The following is a 15772-nucleotide window of genomic DNA, read 5'->3' on the forward strand; positions in this document are numbered from 1 at the left end:
ATGGTGATACCACGAGCTTTTTCTTCTGGTGCGTTATCGATCTGGTCGAATGCACGAGCAGAACCACCGTAGGTTTTAGCCAGAACGGTAGTGATTGCAGCAGTCAGGGTAGTTTTACCATGGTCAACGTGGCCGATAGTACCAACGTTGACGTGCGGTTTTGTACGTTCAAATTTTTCTTTAGACACGGCTATATTCCTTACTATAGTGCTCTCCCCTCTGGAGAGAGCACGGGACTTAGGTTTTAATCCTGTGGATTACTTACCACGGGCTTCAATAACGGCCTGAGCAACGTTGTTAGGCGCATCATCATACTTCAGGAATTCCATGGTGTATGATGCACGACCTTTGGTCAGAGAACGCAGCTGAGTCGCATATCCGAACATTTCAGACAGCGGAACTTCAGCGTGGATCTTAACGCCAGTTACTTCGGATTCCTGACCACGCAGCATACCGCGACGACGGCTCAAGTCACCGATAACGTCACCGGTGTTCTCTTCAGGAGTTTCTACTTCAACCTTCATGATTGGCTCAAGCAGAACTGGTTTTGCTTTCTTAAAGCCTTCTTTAAAGGCAATAGACGCAGCCAGTTTAAACGCCAGTTCAGAGGAGTCAACGTCGTGGTAAGAACCGAAGTGCAGACGAACACCCATGTCAACAACCGGATAGCCAGCCAGAGGGCCCGCTTTCAGCTGTTCCTGGATGCCTTTATCAACGGCAGGGATGTATTCGCCAGGAATTACACCACCTTTGATGTCGTTGATGAACTCGTAACCTTTCGGGTTAGAGCCCGGCTCCAGTGGGTACATGTCGATCACAACGTGACCGTACTGACCGCGACCACCAGACTGCTTAGCGTGTTTACCTTCAATGTCGGTAACTTTCGCGCGAATCGCTTCGCGGTAAGCAACCTGAGGTTTACCCACGTTCGCTTCAACGTTGAATTCACGCTTCATACGGTCAACGATGATGTCCAGGTGCAGTTCACCCATACCAGCGATGATGGTCTGGTTAGATTCTTCATCAGTCCATACGCGGAATGATGGGTCTTCTTTCGCCAGACGGCCCAGAGCCAGACCCATTTTTTCCTGGTCAGCTTTGGTTTTTGGTTCAACTGCGATGGAGATTACCGGCTCTGGGAATTCCATACGCTCCAGAATGATCGGGTGATCAGGGTCACACAGAGTGTCACCAGTGGTCACGTCTTTCAGACCGATAGCTGCAGCGATGTCGCCCGCACGAACTTCTTTGATCTCTTCACGTTTGTTAGCGTGCATCTGTACGATACGGCCAAAACGCTCACGCGCCGCTTTCACGGAGTTCAGGATGGTGTCACCGGAGTTAACCACACCAGAATAAACGCGGAAGAAGGTCAGGTTACCCACGAATGGGTCGGTAGCAATTTTGAACGCCAGTGCAGAGAATGGCTCTTCGTCGCTTGCGTGACGCTCAGCCGGAGTATCTTTACCGTCGTCCAGGATGCCGTTGATCGCAGGAACGTCAACCGGGGATGGCAGGTAGTCAACTACCGCATCCAGCATCGCCTGAACACCTTTGTTCTTGAACGCAGAACCACAGGTTACCAGGATGATTTCGTTGTTCAGAACGCGCTGACGCAGAGCTTTTTTGATCTCTTCTTCAGTCAGTTCTTCACCACCCAGGTATTTCTCCATCAGCTCTTCAGAAGCTTCAGCAGCGGATTCGATCAGGTTCTGGTGCCATTCGTCAGCCAGGTCCTGCATTGCAGCTGGGATATCTTCGTATTCGAAGGTAACGCCCTGGTCTGCATCGTTCCAGTTGATGGCTTTCATTTTCACCAGGTCGATAACACCGGTGAAGCCTTCTTCAGCACCAATTGCCAGCTGCAGCGGAACAGGGTTCGCGCCCAGACGGGTTTTGATCTGGCCAACAACTTTCAGGAAGTTAGCACCCATACGGTCCATTTTGTTAACGAACGCGATGCGTGGAACTTTATATTTGTTCGCCTGACGCCATACGGTTTCAGACTGTGGCTGAACACCACCAACTGCGCAATAAACCATTACCGCGCCGTCAAGAACACGCATGGAACGTTCTACTTCGATGGTGAAGTCAACGTGCCCTGGGGTGTCGATGATGTTTACGCGATGCGGTTCGTACTGCTTAGCCATACCTGACCAGAATGCAGTAGTCGCTGCGGAGGTGATAGTGATACCACGCTCCTGCTCCTGTTCCATCCAGTCCATGGTGGCTGCGCCGTCATGAACTTCACCGATTTTGTGGTTTACACCGGTGTAGAACAGAATACGTTCGGTAGTAGTGGTTTTACCGGCGTCGATGTGCGCACTGATACCGATGTTACGGTAGCGTGCGATGGGTGTTGTACGAGCCATTTGATTCCTCGTTTATATCTTTAGGCGTTCAGTTAAGTTACCCAGAGCGGGCGGCTTCTCTGAAGCGCCCGCCTGGTGACTAAGACTCCGAAGGGATTACCAACGGTAGTGTGCGAACGCCTTGTTGGCTTCTGCCATACGGTGAACGTCTTCACGTTTCTTAACTGCAGTACCTTTGTTGTCTGCAGCATCAGAAAGTTCGTTCGCCAGACGCAGAGCCATGGATTTATCACCGCGTTTACGAGCAGCTTCAACGATCCAACGCATTGCCAGGGCATTACGACGAACCGGACGAACTTCAACTGGAACCTGATAAGTAGAACCACCAACGCGGCGGGACTTAACTTCTACAGTTGGGCGAACGTTGTCGAGAGCGACTTCGAAAGCTTCCAGTTCATTTTTACCAGAACGCTGAGCCAGGGTCTCAAGCGCGCTGTATACGATTGCTTCTGCAGTAGATTTTTTACCATCTACCATCAGGATATTTACAAATTTTGCCAGCAGTTCTGATCCGAATTTCGGATCTGGAAGAATTTTACGCTGACCAATGACGCGACGACGTGGCATGGGAATACTCCGTTGTTAATTCAGGATTGTCCAAAACTCAAAGAGTTTAGTGTGACATTAAGATAAATCAGTTTGGCCTTACTTAACGGAGAACCATTAAGCCTTAGGACGCTTCACGCCGTACTTGGAGCGAGCCTGCTTACGGTCTTTAACACCTGAGCAGTCCAGCGCACCACGAACGGTGTGGTAACGAACACCCGGAAGGTCTTTAACACGACCGCCACGGATCAGGATCACGGAGTGCTCCTGCAGGTTGTGACCTTCACCACCAATGTAGGAAGTCACTTCGAAACCGTTAGTCAAACGCACACGGCATACTTTACGCAGTGCGGAGTTTGGTTTTTTAGGAGTGGTGGTATATACACGAGTACATACGCCACGTTTCTGCGGGCAGGCTTCCAGCGCAGGCACGTTGCTTTTCGCAACTTTGCGTGCACGTGGTTTGCGTACCAGCTGGTTAACTGTTGCCATTAAATAGCTCCTGGTTTTAGCTTTTGCTTCGTAAACACGTAATAAAACGACCTCATACAATATGAGGACGCGAAATTTTAGGGCTACGTCGAAAAGGTGTCAAGAAATATACAGCGATCTCAAATCACCAGTTCATTTGACTGGCGTGCGTCACAGTAAGATTGACGAAATCAGTATAGCCAACCACGTCAATTTTGGCTGAAATTTGACCAGAAAGACCCCGCGCATCCAGATCGTCCTTCAGCGCAGAGACTGTTATGGGGGCATTCGTGAGAATTTCAACGAAACGACTGCCTTCCAGTGCAGCAAGTACGCCATCCTGAATCAGCAGCAGGTCATCACCGTCGCGCAGCATACTCAGTAACGCGTCGATATCACATTGCCACGGTGAATGGCTCAGAGTATGGAGCATGTTAGCCTCAGAAAGTCAGAACGGTGTCGTAGTGGGAAAGGTGTTCGCGCAATGCAGCAGAAGACAGGACTGTCACATCCAGCACGAAAGGCGTCTTATCATCCAAACCGCGAGCGGCCAGCGAATCGGCGCAGACATAAAGGGTTTCGATGTCGTACAGCGGCAGCACTTTAAAGGTAGCGATGTAATCCCGTGCCAGAATGGCCTGAGGCTGTTGCCCAGCCAGAAGCTGAAACACCCCGTCCCCCAAAAAGAAGACGCCGATATCTTCGGTCAGCGCGGACGTTGCAAGTAACGCATCCAGCCCTTCTCGGCCAGAAGCGCTGCCGTGCGGCGCAGACTTAAAAACAAATGCCACGCGCTTCATCAGAATTGCACCACTCTGTCGCAGGTTAACGCCGCCTGTGCCAGCGCGCCCAGACCACTTAACGAAAAACCGGGCTGCAGGTTAGAACCCGATAAACCAAGACGCGCAGCTTCGGTTGTATCGGTTACGCCGCGGCGCAGTGCCGCCGCCACGCAGATGTGCAGTTCTACGCCCTGCTTTTCGTTTAATGCCTGCCAGCCGCGCACCAGATCGAACTCATCGCTCGCCGGCGACGTAAACTGGTTCGCATTGTACACCCCTTCCCGATAGAAGAAGACGCTCGCCAGCTCATGTCCGGCCGCCAGCAGCGCATGCGCAAACTGCAGCGCGCTGCTGGCCTGCTGAGTCCCGTACGCAGGTCCTGTCACCATTAACGCAAAACGCATTACTTGTCTTGTCCCAGGAAATCACCGCTTTTGAACTGGCGAATATAGAGGTAGACCGTGTGCTTGGAGATGTTCAGACGATCGGCCACCTGGTTGATGGCGTCTTTAATATCAAAAATCCCTTTCTCATAGAGATTGAGCACGATCTGGCGATTCTTGGCGTTGTTCGAGACGTTGCGATCGGCATTCACTTCTTCAATGGTGAACTCAAGCGTCTGTGTGACGAGATCTTCGACGGAAGAGGCAAAGTTAACAGAAGAGCCAACATCCGGCGTTTCTGGTGGAATAAAGGTGCTCATGATCTGCGAGAAAGGCACATCAAGGTTCATGTTGATGCACAGCAGCCCAATCACACGATGCTCGCGGTTTCGAATCGCGATAGTTTCTGATTTCATCAGCACGCCGCTTTTGGCACGGGTGAAATAGCATTTGGAGACGCTGCTGTCCGCGCCGGTCATGTCATGCAACATACGCAATGCAAGGTCGGTGATTGGCGAACCAATTTTACGGCCAGTATGCTCACCATTCGCAATGCGGATGGCGGAACACTTCAGATCTTGCAGGGAGTGCAATACGATTTCGCAGTGGGAGCCAATGAGCATCGCTAACCCGTCCACTACCGCTTCATAGGATTTCAGAATATCGAAGTCGGTCTGATCGAAAGGACGTTGATCCAGTAAATCAAGTTCACTGGTTTCGTTGGTTAAAAGCGACCTGGACATGAAAAAAACACTCCTTTTCAGGAGCCTGTCGTTAGGTTTTCAGGGCAGGCTCATTATCTACACGGACAACTAAATTAATACAGCGTGTATAGCGCTTTCCAGTGTTAATTATATCTGCCCCACAATAAAAAAACCGCCGCCTGAAAGGCGGCGGTTTTTATCACATTACTTCTTAGCGTCTGTCGCTGCTTTTTCTTCAGCAGGTGCGTCCGCTTTAGCATCCGCTTTCGGTGCCGGTTTGATGTCCAGCAGCTCTACGTCAAAGACCAGCGTCGAGTTAGCTGGGATTCCCGGAACGCCGGTTTTGCCATAGGCCAGATCCGGTGGGATGACCATCTTGATCTTGCCGCCTTTCTTGATGTTTTTCAGGCCTTCAGTCCAGCCAGGGATCACACCATCCAGACGGAAGGAGAGCGGCTCACCACGGGTGTAAGAGTTATCGAACTCTTTACCGTCGATCAGCGTACCTTTGTAGTTCACAACAACGGTGTCGCTGTCTTTAGGCGCATCGCCGGTGCCTTCTTTCTCAACTTTGTACACCAGGCCAGTAGAAGAGGTTTTCACACCCTTCTCTTTAGCGAAGGTATCGCGGTAGGCTTTGCCTTTCGCTTCGTTGTCTTTAGCGTCCGCGTCCATCTTAGTCTGCGCGGCGCCCTTCACACGCGCTTCGAACGCCTGCAGAGTCTGCTCAATTTCCTGATCAGACAGCTTGCTCTTATCTGCAAATGCGTCCTGAACGCCCGCTATCAGCTGAGCTTTATCCAGTTTGATGCCCAGCTTCTCTTGTTCTTTCAGAGAGTTTTCCATGTAACGACCCAGAGATGCGCCAAGTGCGTAGGCGGATTTCTGGTCGTCATTTTTGAACGCCGCTTTGCTGTCTGCAGTGGCAGCAGGCTTCGCAGCAGTATCAGCAGCGAATGACAGCGGCGCGTTCAGCGCAACAGCCATCGTCGTCGCCAGCAGCGTTACTTTAAACAGTGATTTCATCCATATCTCCAGGGCCTGGGGACTCTCACCCCAGCGTTAAACGTAAATGAGTTACGTACTATAAAACGTTGCGGAAGAAATCTACAGACAGACACTTCCAATTCTCGCCACTTTTCAGACTATTTTTGTTTAAATAAGTTTCCTGCCAAGGGGATGCAGACTGTACTTAAGGATAAACTCAGTTAAACTGCGCCGCCGCAGTGCCATTATGGTGAATCTGAAACAAACGAGGTGAATGATGAAGGATACAACGATAGAAGCGAGAATGGCTGAGCTGGAAAGCCGCCTGGCTTTTCAGGACATCACCATCGAAGAGCTAAACCAGACCGTGACCGCACATGAACTCGAAATGGCAAAACTGCGGGATCATATGCGCCTGCTGACGGAAAAGCTGAAGGCTACGCAGCCGTCGAACATTGCCTCTCAGTCAGAAGAGACGCCACCTCCTCATTATTGAGGCGTAAAAAAAGCGGGATTATCCCGCTTTTTTATTTTCCGCATGGCGGAATTAGTGACAGCCGCAGCCGCCGTTACCGCAACCACCTTTACCGTGGCCGTGATCATGACCATGGTCGTGGCCGTGACCACCGCAGCAGCCGTCGTGGCCGTGATCGTGGTCATGGTCGTGACCGTGCGCACCGTGAACGTGGCCATGAGCCAGCTCTTCTTCGGTTGCTTCACGGATCGCAACAACTTCGACGTTAAACTTCAGGTTCTGGCCAGCCAGCATGTGGTTACCGTCAACCACGACGTGGTCATCTTCCACTTCGGTGATTTCAACAGGAACTGGACCCTGGTCAGTTTCAGCCAGGAAGCGCATGCCAACCTGCAGTTCGTCAACGCCCATGAACACGTCTTTAGGAACGCGCTGAACCAGGTTGTCGTCATACTGACCGTAAGCGTCGTTCGCGCCTACAGCAACGTCAAATTTGTCGCCAACTTCATGACCTTCCAGCGCGTTTTCCAGGCCGGAAATCAGGGAACCGTGACCATGCAGGTAGTCAAGCGGCGCACTCACCGGAGACTCATCAACCAACACACCGTCTTCTGTACGTACCTGATAGGCCAGGCTGACCACCAGGTCTTTTGCTACTTTCATGATATCTCCTGAGCGTGGGAAAATTGCTGGCGCAGATTGTAGCGGAAATCTGCACCCGTGTACCCTTAAGCTTAAAAAAACTCAGAGCATATCGCTAGTCTGGATGAAAAATGCCGATCACTTGCTCTTCTTTGCGAACGTGATCGCGGGCCTCTTTGTCGGCCTCACGCATCTGGTGACCGCACTTAACACACTCAACAACATCAATATTATTTTCCCGCCACATCGCCAGGGTATCTTGCGCCTGGCAGGTCGGGCATTTTGCACCCGCGATAAAGCGTTTACGTACAGCCATCTTTCGTTACCCTTTATTCAAATTCATCCCAGCCATCGAGCTGGCGTCTTTCCTGCTGCATCTCGCGCTGGAAGATCTCCTCCAGCTCGCGACGCGCTTCCCGCACGCGGGAGATCTGCGCCGTATCGGTATGTACCGGCATCAGCTCGCGCAGCATCCGCATATCCAGCCGGCGGAAGTGCATCTGGGCTCGCTGCGCCTGATGCGGATGCATGCCAAGCGAGATCAGCGCCTTGCGCCCCAGCTCCAGCGCACTGGAGAACGTCTCACGGGAGAAGTGTTTCACCCCCGCCTGCAATAATTCGTGAGCTTCAACACGTCCCCGCGCACGCGCCAGAATATGCAGATGCGGGAAATGCTGTTGGCACAGATCCACCAGCTTCATCGTGTCTTCCGGGTCGTTACAGGTAATCACGATGGACTCTGCCGCTTCTGCCCCCGCCGAGCGCAGTAGCTCGAGCTGGGTCGCATCGCCGTAGTAAACCTTATATCCGTATTTGCGCATCAGGTTGACCGCGCTGATATCACGCTCCAGCACCGTAATGCGCATTTTGTTCGCCATCAGCAAACGTCCGATCACCTGTCCAAAGCGGCCAAAGCCCACCACGATAACCTGGGGCTTATCATCTTCTACCCACGGCGCTTCGTCTTCATCGTCTGACGGGTTCAGGCGGCGCGACAGGAGTTTATCCACCAGCTTCATCAGCAGCGGCGTGGTCATCATTGACAGCGTGACCGTCACCAGCAAAAGCGCCATCTGATCGTCTTTAAACAGCTTCTGGGAAGATGCGGTGGAGAACAGCACAAACGCAAACTCACCGCCCTGGCTTAACACGCTGGCAAACTGCATGCGTTCCGAACTGCGCAAGCCGTAAATGCGTGCCAAGACGTACAGTACCAGCGTTTTCACCGCCACCAGGATAGCGACGCTCACTATCACCCACAGCAGATGGGTATAGAGTACACCAAGGTTGAGCGCCATCCCCACCGAAATAAAGAACAGGCCTAACAGCAGCCCTTTAAAGGGATCGATGGCAATTTCCAGCTCGTGCCGATACTCGCTCTCCGCCAGCAGCACCCCGGCGATAAAGGTCCCGAGCGCCATCGACAGCCCCAGCGCATCCATAAACAATGCCGACCCCAGCACCAGCAGCAGCGTCGCGGCCGTAAAGACCTCGCGCACGCCCGACGCGGCAATAAAGCGGAACACAGGACGTAAAAGAAAACGTCCGCCAATCAGCATCCCCGCGAAGGCCAGCACCTTCATGGCAATTTTCGCCCAGTCAAAGTGGTCGTCGCCGGAGCCCGCCAGCAGCGGCACCAGCGCCAGCGCCGGGATCACCGCTAAATCCTGAAACAGCAGTACCGAAAAACCCAGCTGACCGGCTTCGTTGCGATTCATCCCTTTGTCGCGCATCAGCTGCAGGGCCATCGCCGTTGACGACATCGCAAGGCCTATCCCGCCTATCACCGCCGCCTGCCAGGAGAAATTCGTCAGCATTAACAGGCCCCCCAGAATCGCGGCGCTGAACACCACCTGCGCGGCACCCACGCCAAAGATGGAGCGTCGGAGCTGCCACAATTTAGAAGGGTTCAGCTCAAGGCCGATGATGAACATCAGGAACACCACGCCCAGCTCGGAGAAATGGAGAATTTCATCTACATCGCTGATGAATCCCAGTCCCCAGGGGCCAATCGCGATCCCCGCCAGCAGATACCCCAGTACCGCACCGATACCAATACGTGCAGCAAGCGGCACCGCGACGACGGCCGCAAACAAAAACAGCACCCCGGCGAGGAGCAAATTCGATCCTTCCATTAACGACCTCCTGCCGGAATCGGTGACGCCAGCCATTCACCGTAGGCTCTGGCGTGGCTGGCCAGTTCTTTCGGATCCTGACGACGGGCCCAGTAGACAATAATCGGGCTCATCCAGTGCATACGGCACATGGCCGCCGTCAGCTCGAAAGGCCGCAGAATGTCGCTCATCGGATAACGGTTCAGCCCGTCGTGGCGGTAAGCGCTTTCGGGTTCACCGGTCGTAATCACGCTACGCCAGTACTTTCCCGCCAGCTGGTTGCCCCCCACCCCGCTGGAGAAGCCCCGGCTCAGCACGCGGTCCAGCCACTCTTTGAGCAGCGCCGGACAGCTGTAGGTATAAAGCGGATGCTGGAACACAATCACGTCATGCTGACGCAGCAGTTCCTGCTCGTAAGGAATATCAATAAAGAAATCAGGATAGTGCGCGTAGAGATCGTGCACCGTCACGTTACTGAGCTGTGTGGCCGGCTTAAGCAGCACCCGGTTTGCCACCGAGTCCTGAGATTCCGGATGGGCATACAGCAGCAGCACTTTTGCTGTCTGAGACATCATTCCCCTCCCGGTCTTGTTTCTGTTTTTGTGTATCGTTGTTGTTTTGGGCTACCATGGCGGCCCGGTGCGGAAAATGGCCCACACCTTACATTATCATAATGACAAATTAACATAGTCGGAACATACGGCGCTTCTATGATTGTTTTCTCCTCGTTACAAATTCGTCGCGGCGTGCGCGTCCTGCTGGATAACGCCACTGCTACCATCAACCCGGGCCAGAAAGTGGGTCTGGTCGGCAAAAACGGCTGTGGTAAATCCACCCTGCTGGCGCTGCTGAAAAACGAGATTAGCGCGGATGGCGGTAACTTCACCTTCCCGGGGAACTGGCAGCTCGCCTGGGTGAACCAGGAGACGCCCGCGCTGAGCGAACCGGCACTCGACTATGTTATCGACGGCGATCGTGAGTACCGTAAGCTCGAAGCGGAACTTAACGCCGCTAACGAGCGCAACGACGGCCACGCCATCGCCACCGTTCACGGCAAGCTGGACGCCATTGACGCGTGGACCATTCGCTCCCGCGCCTCCAGCCTGCTGCACGGCCTGGGCTTCAGCAATGAACAGCTGGAACGCCCGGTCAGCGACTTCTCCGGCGGCTGGCGTATGCGCCTCAACCTGGCGCAGGCGCTGATCTGCCGCTCTGACCTGCTGCTGCTCGATGAACCGACTAACCACCTCGATCTCGATGCGGTTATTTGGCTGGAGAAGTGGCTCAAGAGCTATCAGGGCACTCTGATTCTGATCTCCCACGACCGAGACTTCCTCGACCCGGTGGTGGATAAAATCATTCATATCGAACAGCAAACGATGTTCGAGTACACCGGCAACTACAGCTCCTTCGAGCGCCAGCGCGCGACGCGCCTTGCCCAGCAGCAGTCCATGTACGAAAGCCAGCAGCAGCGCGTGGCGCACCTGCAGAGCTTCGTGGATCGCTTCAAGGCCAAAGCCTCAAAAGCGAAGCAGGCCCAGAGCCGCATCAAGATGCTGGAACGCATGGAGATGATCGCCCCGGCGCACGTCGACAACCCGTTCCATTTCAGCTTCCGCGCCCCGGAAAGCCTGCCGAACCCGCTGCTGAAGATGGAAAAAGTCAGCGCGGGCTATGCCGACCGCATTATTCTCGACTCCATCAAGCTCAACCTGGTGCCGGGTTCACGTATTGGTCTGCTGGGACGCAACGGTGCCGGTAAATCGACGCTGATCAAACTGCTGGCGGGCGAGCTTAACCCGGTCAAGGGTGAAATTGGCCTGGCGAAGGGCATCAAGCTGGGTTACTTCGCCCAGCATCAGCTGGAATTTTTACGCGCGGATGAATCCCCGATTCAGCACCTCGCGCGTCTGGCGCCGCAGGAGATGGAGCAGAAGCTGCGCGACTACCTCGGCGGCTTCGGCTTCCAGGGCGATAAGGTCACTGAAAACACCGAGCGCTTCTCCGGGGGCGAAAAAGCCCGTCTGGTGCTGGCGCTGATCGTCTGGCAGCGTCCGAACCTGCTGCTACTCGATGAACCGACCAACCACCTGGATCTCGATATGCGTCAGGCGCTGACCGAAGCGCTGATTGAGTTCGAAGGCGCGCTGGTTGTGGTTTCGCACGACCGTCACCTGATCCGCTCCACCACGGACGATCTCTACTTGGTGCACGATGGCAAAGTGGAACCGTTCGATGGCGATCTGGAAGACTACCAGCAGTGGCTGACGGACGTGCAGAAGCAGGAGAACCAGCCGGAAGAGTCAGCGAAAGACAACGCCAACAGCGCGCAGGCACGTAAAGACCAGAAGCGCCGTGAAGCGGAGCTGCGCACCCAGACGCAGCCGCTGCGTAAAGAGATTGCCCGTCTCGAAAAAGAGATGGAAAAGCTCAACGCCACGCTTGCCGATGTTGAAGAGAAGCTCGGCGACAGCGGCCTGTATGACCAGAGCCGTAAAGCTGAACTGACGGACTGCCTGCAAACCCAGGCGAAGACCAAATCCAGCCTTGAAGAGTGTGAGATGGCGTGGCTCGACGCGCAGGAACAGCTGGAAGCGATGCTGCAGGCTGACTGACCTGTTTACCCCGTTTTAAGAACAGAATCCGTACCGGGTTCGGAAATCCAGCTTAAACGGGGTACAATTCGGAAAGTATCGTAAATTTCCGACAAGAATCAGCATCGCGCTTATGACCCAAATCATTCCATCAGACTTCGACATTGCGGCCGAAGACAGCACTGAGTTCGTGCCTATGCGCGGCGTGGCCAATCCCCATTTGCAGACCATGCTGCCACGACTGATCCGCCGCAAGGTTCAGTTCACCCCGCACTGGCAACGGCTTGACCTGCCAGACGGTGATTTTCTGGATCTCGCCTGGAGCGAAGCGCCGGAACAGGCTCGCCATAAGCCGCGTCTGGTGGTCTTTCACGGTCTGGAAGGCAGCCTGCACAGCCCGTATGCCCATGGGCTAATTGAAGCGGCAAAAGCGCGCGGCTGGCTCGGCGTGGTGATGCATTTTCGCGGCTGTAGCGGCGAACCGAATCGTCAGAAACGCATTTATCACTCGGGTGAGACAGAAGACGGGACGTGGTTTTTACACTGGCTGCGGGAAAATTATGGCACCGTGCCAACGGCCGCCGTGGGCTACTCGCTGGGCGGCAATATGCTGGCCTGTCTGCTGGCCAAAGAGGGCGAAAGCGTGCCGCTGGAGGCCGCCGTCATTGTCTCCGCGCCATTTATGCTCGAGCAGTGCAGCTACCATATGGATAAAGGCTTCTCCCGCGTCTACCAGCGCTACCTGCTCAACCTCCTGAAGGCCAACGCGGCACGTAAACTGAAGGCCTACCCGGATACGCTGCCGGTCAGCCTGCGGCAGCTGAAAAAGGTGCGCCGCATTCGCGAGTTCGACGACCTGATCACCGCGAAAATTCACGGCTTCGCCGATGCGATTGACTATTATCGTCAGTGCAGCGCCATGCCGCTGCTCAGCAAGATCACGCAGCCAACGCTGATTATTCATGCCAAAGATGACCCGTTTATGGATCATCACTCGATCCCCGCGCAGGAATTCCTGCCCGACAACGTTCACTATCAGTTGACCGAGCACGGCGGCCACGTCGGGTTTATCGGCGGCACGCTGCGCCGCCCGAAAATGTGGCTTGAGGCGCGTATTCCTGACTGGCTAACCCCTTATCTGGACGGTGCAAAATGATTATTCCCTGGCAGGATCTGGCTCCCGAAACGCTCGATAATCTGATTGAAAGCTTTGTATTACGCGAAGGCACCGATTATGGTGAACAGGAACGCTCGCTTGAGCAAAAGGTCAACGATGTAAAGCGCCAGCTGAAAAGCGGCGACGTGGTGCTGGTGTGGTCAGAACTGCATGAGACGGTCAATATCATGCCCCGCAACGCGTTTCACGGCTGATCTTCCACCCTTTTCAGTCAGGGAGTTGCTATGTCTGCCAGACATCCGGTTATAGCCGTTACGGGATCGAGTGGTGCGGGAACCACCACCACAAGCCTCGCATTTCGCAAGATTTTCGCCCAGCTAAATCTCCGTGCGGCGGAGGTCGAGGGCGACAGCTTTCACCGCTACACGCGTCCGGAGATGGACATGGCCATCCGTAAGGCGCGCGATCTGGGTAAACACATTAGCTACTTCGGCCCGGAGGCTAACGACTTCGGCCTGCTGGAACAAACCTTTATCGAGTATGGTCAGAGCGGCAAAGGGCAGTCCCGCAAGTATCTGCATACCTATGATGAAGCCGTTCCCTGGAATCAGGTGCCGGGAACCTTTACCCCATGGCAACCGCTGCCGGAACCCACTGACGTCCTGTTTTACGAAGGATTGCACGGCGGCGTGGTCACCCCGCAACACGACGTGGCGCGCCACGTGGACCTGCTGGTCGGTGTGGTCCCTATCGTTAACCTGGAATGGATCCAGAAGCTGACGCGCGACATGAGCGAGCGTGGCCATTCGCGAGAGGCGGTAATGGACTCGGTGGTACGCTCCATGGAAGATTACATCAACTTCCTGACGCCGCAGTTCTCCCGCACCCATATCAACTTCCAGCGCGTGCCGACTGTGGATACCTCCAACCCGTTTGCCGCCAAAAGTATCCCATCCCTGGATGAGAGCTTTGTGGTTATTCATTTCCGCAATCTTGAAGGTATTGATTACCCCTGGCTGCTGGCGATGCTGCAGGGCTCGTTTATTTCTCACATGAATACATTGGTCGTACCGGGCGGAAAAATGGGGCTGGCGATGGAGCTCATCATGACGCCGCTGGTGGAGCGGTTGATGGAAGGGAAACAGATCGCATGAGCATGTTCCCTCTCCCTGTGGGAGAGGGTTAGGGTGAGGGCATCAACACGCACGATGCCCCATGGATCACGCCTCGATCACTTCATACGAATGCGTGATTTTTAACGCTTTCTCCAGCATTAACGCTACAGAGCAGTACTTCTCCGCAGACAGATCCACCGCACGCGAGACCGCCGCGTCTTTCAGTTCTTTACCCGTGACCACAAAGTGCAGGTTAATATGGGTGAACAGACGTGGCGCCTCTTCACGACGTTCTGAGGTGAGTTTAACCTCACAATCCGTCACGTCATGACGACCTTTTTGCAGAATCGACACCACGTCAATGGCGCTGCATCCGCCTGCCGCCATCAGCACCATTTCCATTGGGCTTGGCGCTTTATCGCCGGAGTTACCGTCCATTAAAATCTGGTGCCCTGACGCGGACTCGCCCAGGAACGTTAAACCTTCAACCCATTTCACGCGCGCTTGCATATTCTTAAACTCCAACGTTGCATTTTTGGTGACAGATTACGCGTGCGTTACATTTCTCGCAATGGAAGGCGACCTGCATCATGCTGAAGCGAGACACCAGGAGACACGCGGCGAAAGCTATGCTAAAACACTCTGGATGCTACAGTAATACATTGACGTTACACATGTATGCAGAGGACATCAAACTTTACTGGCTGCGAAACGTTACGGTAGCCGACTTCCCAGGGTATGGGTAAGAATTCGATTGCAACCCCAGAGTCCGGATGCATCTGATGACTCTGGTGACAGCTTATAACAGAGGATAACAGCGCATGGTGCTTGGCAAACCGCAAACAGACCCGACTCTCGAATGGTTCTTGTCTCATTGCCACATTCATAAGTACCCATCTAAGAGCACGCTGATTCACCAGGGTGAAAAAGCGGAAACGTTGTATTACATCGTTAAAGGCTCGGTGGCAGTGCTGATCAAAGATGAAGAAGGGAAAGAGATGATCCTTTCTTATCTGAACCAGGGCGATTTCATCGGTGAACTGGGCCTGTTTGAAGAGGGCCAGGAACGTAGCGCCTGGGTTCGAGCAAAGACAGCATGTGAAGTGGCTGAAATTTCTTACAAGAAGTTCCGTCAGCTGATTCAGGTTAACCCTGACATCCTGATGCGTCTTTCTTCCCAGATGGCGCGCCGTCTGCAGGTCACCTCAGAGAAAGTGGGTAACCTCGCCTTCCTGGACGTTACCGGTCGTATCGCGCAGACCCTGCTGAACCTGGCGAAACAGCCAGACGCCATGACCCACCCGGACGGCATGCAAATTAAAATTACCCGTCAGGAAATTGGTCAGATCGTCGGTTGCTCCCGTGAAACAGTAGGCCGTATCCTGAAAATGCTGGAAGATCAAAACCTGATCTCCGCCCACGGTAAAACCATCGTGGTCTACGGAACGCGTTAATTCCGCTTAAACGGCG

The 15772-nt window shown here is 54.1% G+C and carries 20 protein-coding genes; 6 read left to right on the plus strand and 14 right to left on the minus strand.

Translation table 11 applies throughout. The features are described 5' to 3' along the window. The 9 genes from F0319_RS12925 to fkpA form a co-directional block, all read right to left on the minus strand. On the minus strand, positions 1 to 188 hold a 188-nt coding region (locus F0319_RS12925; protein ID WP_044347782.1), incomplete at its 3' end, for a GTP-binding protein. A gap of 69 nt (positions 189 to 257) precedes the next feature. Beyond that, complete coding sequence (gene fusA, locus F0319_RS12930; protein ID WP_008503004.1) at positions 258 to 2372, minus strand: elongation factor G; 2115 nt, start codon at positions 2370 to 2372, stop codon at positions 258 to 260. 96 nt (positions 2373 to 2468) lie between these two features. After that, positions 2469 to 2939 (minus strand): 30S ribosomal protein S7, encoded by a 471-nt coding sequence (gene rpsG, locus F0319_RS12935; protein WP_004106370.1) that lies wholly within the window; start codon positions 2937 to 2939, stop codon positions 2469 to 2471. 96 nt (positions 2940 to 3035) lie between these two features. After that, complete coding sequence (gene rpsL, locus F0319_RS12940; protein WP_000246815.1) at positions 3036 to 3410, minus strand: 30S ribosomal protein S12; 375 nt, start codon at positions 3408 to 3410, stop codon at positions 3036 to 3038. Between the two features lie 124 nt (positions 3411 to 3534). Further along, a complete protein-coding gene (gene tusB, locus F0319_RS12945; protein WP_045909310.1) occupies positions 3535 to 3822 on the minus strand; it encodes a sulfurtransferase complex subunit TusB in 288 nt (95 codons plus the stop codon). Between the two features lie 7 nt (positions 3823 to 3829). After that, positions 3830 to 4189, minus strand: coding sequence for a sulfurtransferase complex subunit TusC (tusC, locus tag F0319_RS12950; RefSeq protein ID WP_111963791.1), 360 nt, complete (start codon positions 4187 to 4189; stop codon positions 3830 to 3832). Next, positions 4189 to 4575 (minus strand): sulfurtransferase complex subunit TusD, encoded by a 387-nt coding sequence (tusD, locus tag F0319_RS12955; RefSeq protein WP_111963790.1) that lies wholly within the window; start codon positions 4573 to 4575, stop codon positions 4189 to 4191. Before tusD ends, tusC begins: the two co-directional genes overlap by 1 nt. Continuing rightward, a complete protein-coding gene (locus F0319_RS12960) occupies positions 4575 to 5297 on the minus strand; it encodes a helix-turn-helix transcriptional regulator (protein ID WP_003861697.1) in 723 nt (240 codons plus the stop codon). The genes tusD and F0319_RS12960 overlap by 1 nt, the downstream gene beginning before the upstream one ends. Positions 5298 to 5462: 165 nt before the next feature. Then, on the minus strand, positions 5463 to 6284 hold the full coding sequence (gene fkpA, locus F0319_RS12965; protein ID WP_111963789.1) for an FKBP-type peptidyl-prolyl cis-trans isomerase: 822 nt from the start codon (positions 6282 to 6284) through the stop codon (positions 5463 to 5465). Between the two features lie 238 nt (positions 6285 to 6522). Between fkpA and F0319_RS12970 the strand changes: the two genes are divergently transcribed. Then, positions 6523 to 6741, plus strand: coding sequence for a protein SlyX (locus F0319_RS12970; RefSeq protein ID WP_008503009.1), 219 nt, complete (start codon positions 6523 to 6525; stop codon positions 6739 to 6741). A gap of 51 nt (positions 6742 to 6792) precedes the next feature. Here F0319_RS12970 and slyD read toward each other — a convergent pair whose 3' ends face one another. The 4 genes from slyD to kefG form a co-directional block, all read right to left on the minus strand. Beyond that, positions 6793 to 7383, minus strand: coding sequence for a peptidylprolyl isomerase (gene slyD, locus F0319_RS12975; protein ID WP_008503010.1), 591 nt, complete (start codon positions 7381 to 7383; stop codon positions 6793 to 6795). A gap of 94 nt (positions 7384 to 7477) precedes the next feature. Then, positions 7478 to 7678, minus strand: a complete 201-nt coding sequence (locus F0319_RS12980) for a YheV family putative zinc ribbon protein (RefSeq protein ID WP_010436300.1) — start codon at positions 7676 to 7678, stop codon at positions 7478 to 7480. Between the two features lie 13 nt (positions 7679 to 7691). Then, positions 7692 to 9497 (minus strand): glutathione-regulated potassium-efflux system protein KefB, encoded by a 1806-nt coding sequence (gene kefB, locus F0319_RS12985; protein ID WP_149367135.1) that lies wholly within the window; start codon positions 9495 to 9497, stop codon positions 7692 to 7694. Continuing rightward, the gene (gene kefG, locus F0319_RS12990; protein WP_014885493.1) at positions 9497 to 10048 is read right to left on the minus strand and encodes a glutathione-regulated potassium-efflux system ancillary protein KefG; all 552 of its coding nucleotides are present in this window, start codon (positions 10046 to 10048) and stop codon (positions 9497 to 9499) included. Before kefG ends, kefB begins: the two co-directional genes overlap by 1 nt. A 138-nt stretch (positions 10049 to 10186) precedes the next feature. Between kefG and F0319_RS12995 the strand changes: the two genes are divergently transcribed. The 4 genes from F0319_RS12995 to F0319_RS13010 all read left to right on the plus strand — a co-directional run bounded on the left by F0319_RS12995 (position 10187) and on the right by F0319_RS13010 (position 14341). Then, entirely contained in the window at positions 10187 to 12091 is a 1905-nt protein-coding gene (locus tag F0319_RS12995) for an ABC transporter ATP-binding protein (protein ID WP_149367136.1), read from the plus strand. A gap of 112 nt (positions 12092 to 12203) precedes the next feature. After that, positions 12204 to 13226: a hydrolase gene (locus F0319_RS13000; RefSeq protein WP_111963786.1), complete on the plus strand. Its 1023-nt coding sequence runs from the start codon at positions 12204 to 12206 to the stop codon at positions 13224 to 13226. Beyond that, the gene (locus tag F0319_RS13005) at positions 13223 to 13441 is read left to right on the plus strand and encodes a YheU family protein (RefSeq protein WP_008503016.1); all 219 of its coding nucleotides are present in this window, start codon (positions 13223 to 13225) and stop codon (positions 13439 to 13441) included. The genes F0319_RS13000 and F0319_RS13005 overlap by 4 nt, the downstream gene beginning before the upstream one ends. A 30-nt stretch (positions 13442 to 13471) precedes the next feature. After that, on the plus strand, positions 13472 to 14341 hold the full coding sequence (locus tag F0319_RS13010) for a phosphoribulokinase (RefSeq protein WP_008503017.1): 870 nt from the start codon (positions 13472 to 13474) through the stop codon (positions 14339 to 14341). A gap of 66 nt (positions 14342 to 14407) precedes the next feature. Here the strand turns inward: F0319_RS13010 and F0319_RS13015 are convergent, their stop codons facing one another. After that, positions 14408 to 14812: an OsmC family protein gene (locus tag F0319_RS13015; RefSeq protein ID WP_149367137.1), complete on the minus strand. Its 405-nt coding sequence runs from the start codon at positions 14810 to 14812 to the stop codon at positions 14408 to 14410. 311 nt (positions 14813 to 15123) lie between these two features. Here F0319_RS13015 and crp point away from each other — a divergent pair, with 311 nt between their 5' ends. Beyond that, the gene (gene crp, locus F0319_RS13020; RefSeq protein WP_000242758.1) at positions 15124 to 15756 is read left to right on the plus strand and encodes a cAMP-activated global transcriptional regulator CRP; all 633 of its coding nucleotides are present in this window, start codon (positions 15124 to 15126) and stop codon (positions 15754 to 15756) included. Positions 15757 to 15772 lie beyond the last annotated feature (16 nt).

It is taken from the genome of Enterobacter vonholyi, assembly GCF_008364555.1.
Taxonomy (GTDB): Bacteria; Pseudomonadota; Gammaproteobacteria; order Enterobacterales; family Enterobacteriaceae; genus Enterobacter; species Enterobacter vonholyi.

Coding starts and splice junctions, on each gene's coding strand:
- F0319_RS12995 (WP_149367136.1), top strand. CDS start 10,187: ATGATTGTTTTCTCCTCGTTACAAATTCGTCGCGGCGTGCGCGTCCTG.
- rpsL (WP_000246815.1), bottom strand. CDS start 3,410: ATGGCAACAGTTAACCAGCTGGTACGCAAACCACGTGCACGCAAAGTT.
- rpsG (WP_004106370.1), bottom strand. CDS start 2,939: ATGCCACGTCGTCGCGTCATTGGTCAGCGTAAAATTCTTCCAGATCCG.
- fusA (WP_008503004.1), bottom strand. CDS start 2,372: ATGGCTCGTACAACACCCATCGCACGCTACCGTAACATCGGTATCAGT.
- F0319_RS13005 (WP_008503016.1), top strand. CDS start 13,223: ATGATTATTCCCTGGCAGGATCTGGCTCCCGAAACGCTCGATAATCTG.
- kefB (WP_149367135.1), bottom strand. CDS start 9,497: ATGGAAGGATCGAATTTGCTCCTCGCCGGGGTGCTGTTTTTGTTTGCG.
- slyD (WP_008503010.1), bottom strand. CDS start 7,383: ATGAAAGTAGCAAAAGACCTGGTGGTCAGCCTGGCCTATCAGGTACGT.
- tusC (WP_111963791.1), bottom strand. CDS start 4,189: ATGAAGCGCGTGGCATTTGTTTTTAAGTCTGCGCCGCACGGCAGCGCT.
- F0319_RS13010 (WP_008503017.1), top strand. CDS start 13,472: ATGTCTGCCAGACATCCGGTTATAGCCGTTACGGGATCGAGTGGTGCG.
- tusB (WP_045909310.1), bottom strand. CDS start 3,822: ATGCTCCATACTCTGAGCCATTCACCGTGGCAATGTGATATCGACGCG.
- fkpA (WP_111963789.1), bottom strand. CDS start 6,284: ATGAAATCACTGTTTAAAGTAACGCTGCTGGCGACGACGATGGCTGTT.
- F0319_RS12970 (WP_008503009.1), top strand. CDS start 6,523: ATGAAGGATACAACGATAGAAGCGAGAATGGCTGAGCTGGAAAGCCGC.
- F0319_RS13000 (WP_111963786.1), top strand. CDS start 12,204: ATGACCCAAATCATTCCATCAGACTTCGACATTGCGGCCGAAGACAGC.
- F0319_RS12980 (WP_010436300.1), bottom strand. CDS start 7,678: ATGGCTGTACGTAAACGCTTTATCGCGGGTGCAAAATGCCCGACCTGC.
- tusD (WP_111963790.1), bottom strand. CDS start 4,575: ATGCGTTTTGCGTTAATGGTGACAGGACCTGCGTACGGGACTCAGCAG.
- F0319_RS12960 (WP_003861697.1), bottom strand. CDS start 5,297: ATGTCCAGGTCGCTTTTAACCAACGAAACCAGTGAACTTGATTTACTG.
- F0319_RS13015 (WP_149367137.1), bottom strand. CDS start 14,812: ATGCAAGCGCGCGTGAAATGGGTTGAAGGTTTAACGTTCCTGGGCGAG.
- crp (WP_000242758.1), top strand. CDS start 15,124: ATGGTGCTTGGCAAACCGCAAACAGACCCGACTCTCGAATGGTTCTTG.
- kefG (WP_014885493.1), bottom strand. CDS start 10,048: ATGTCTCAGACAGCAAAAGTGCTGCTGCTGTATGCCCATCCGGAATCT.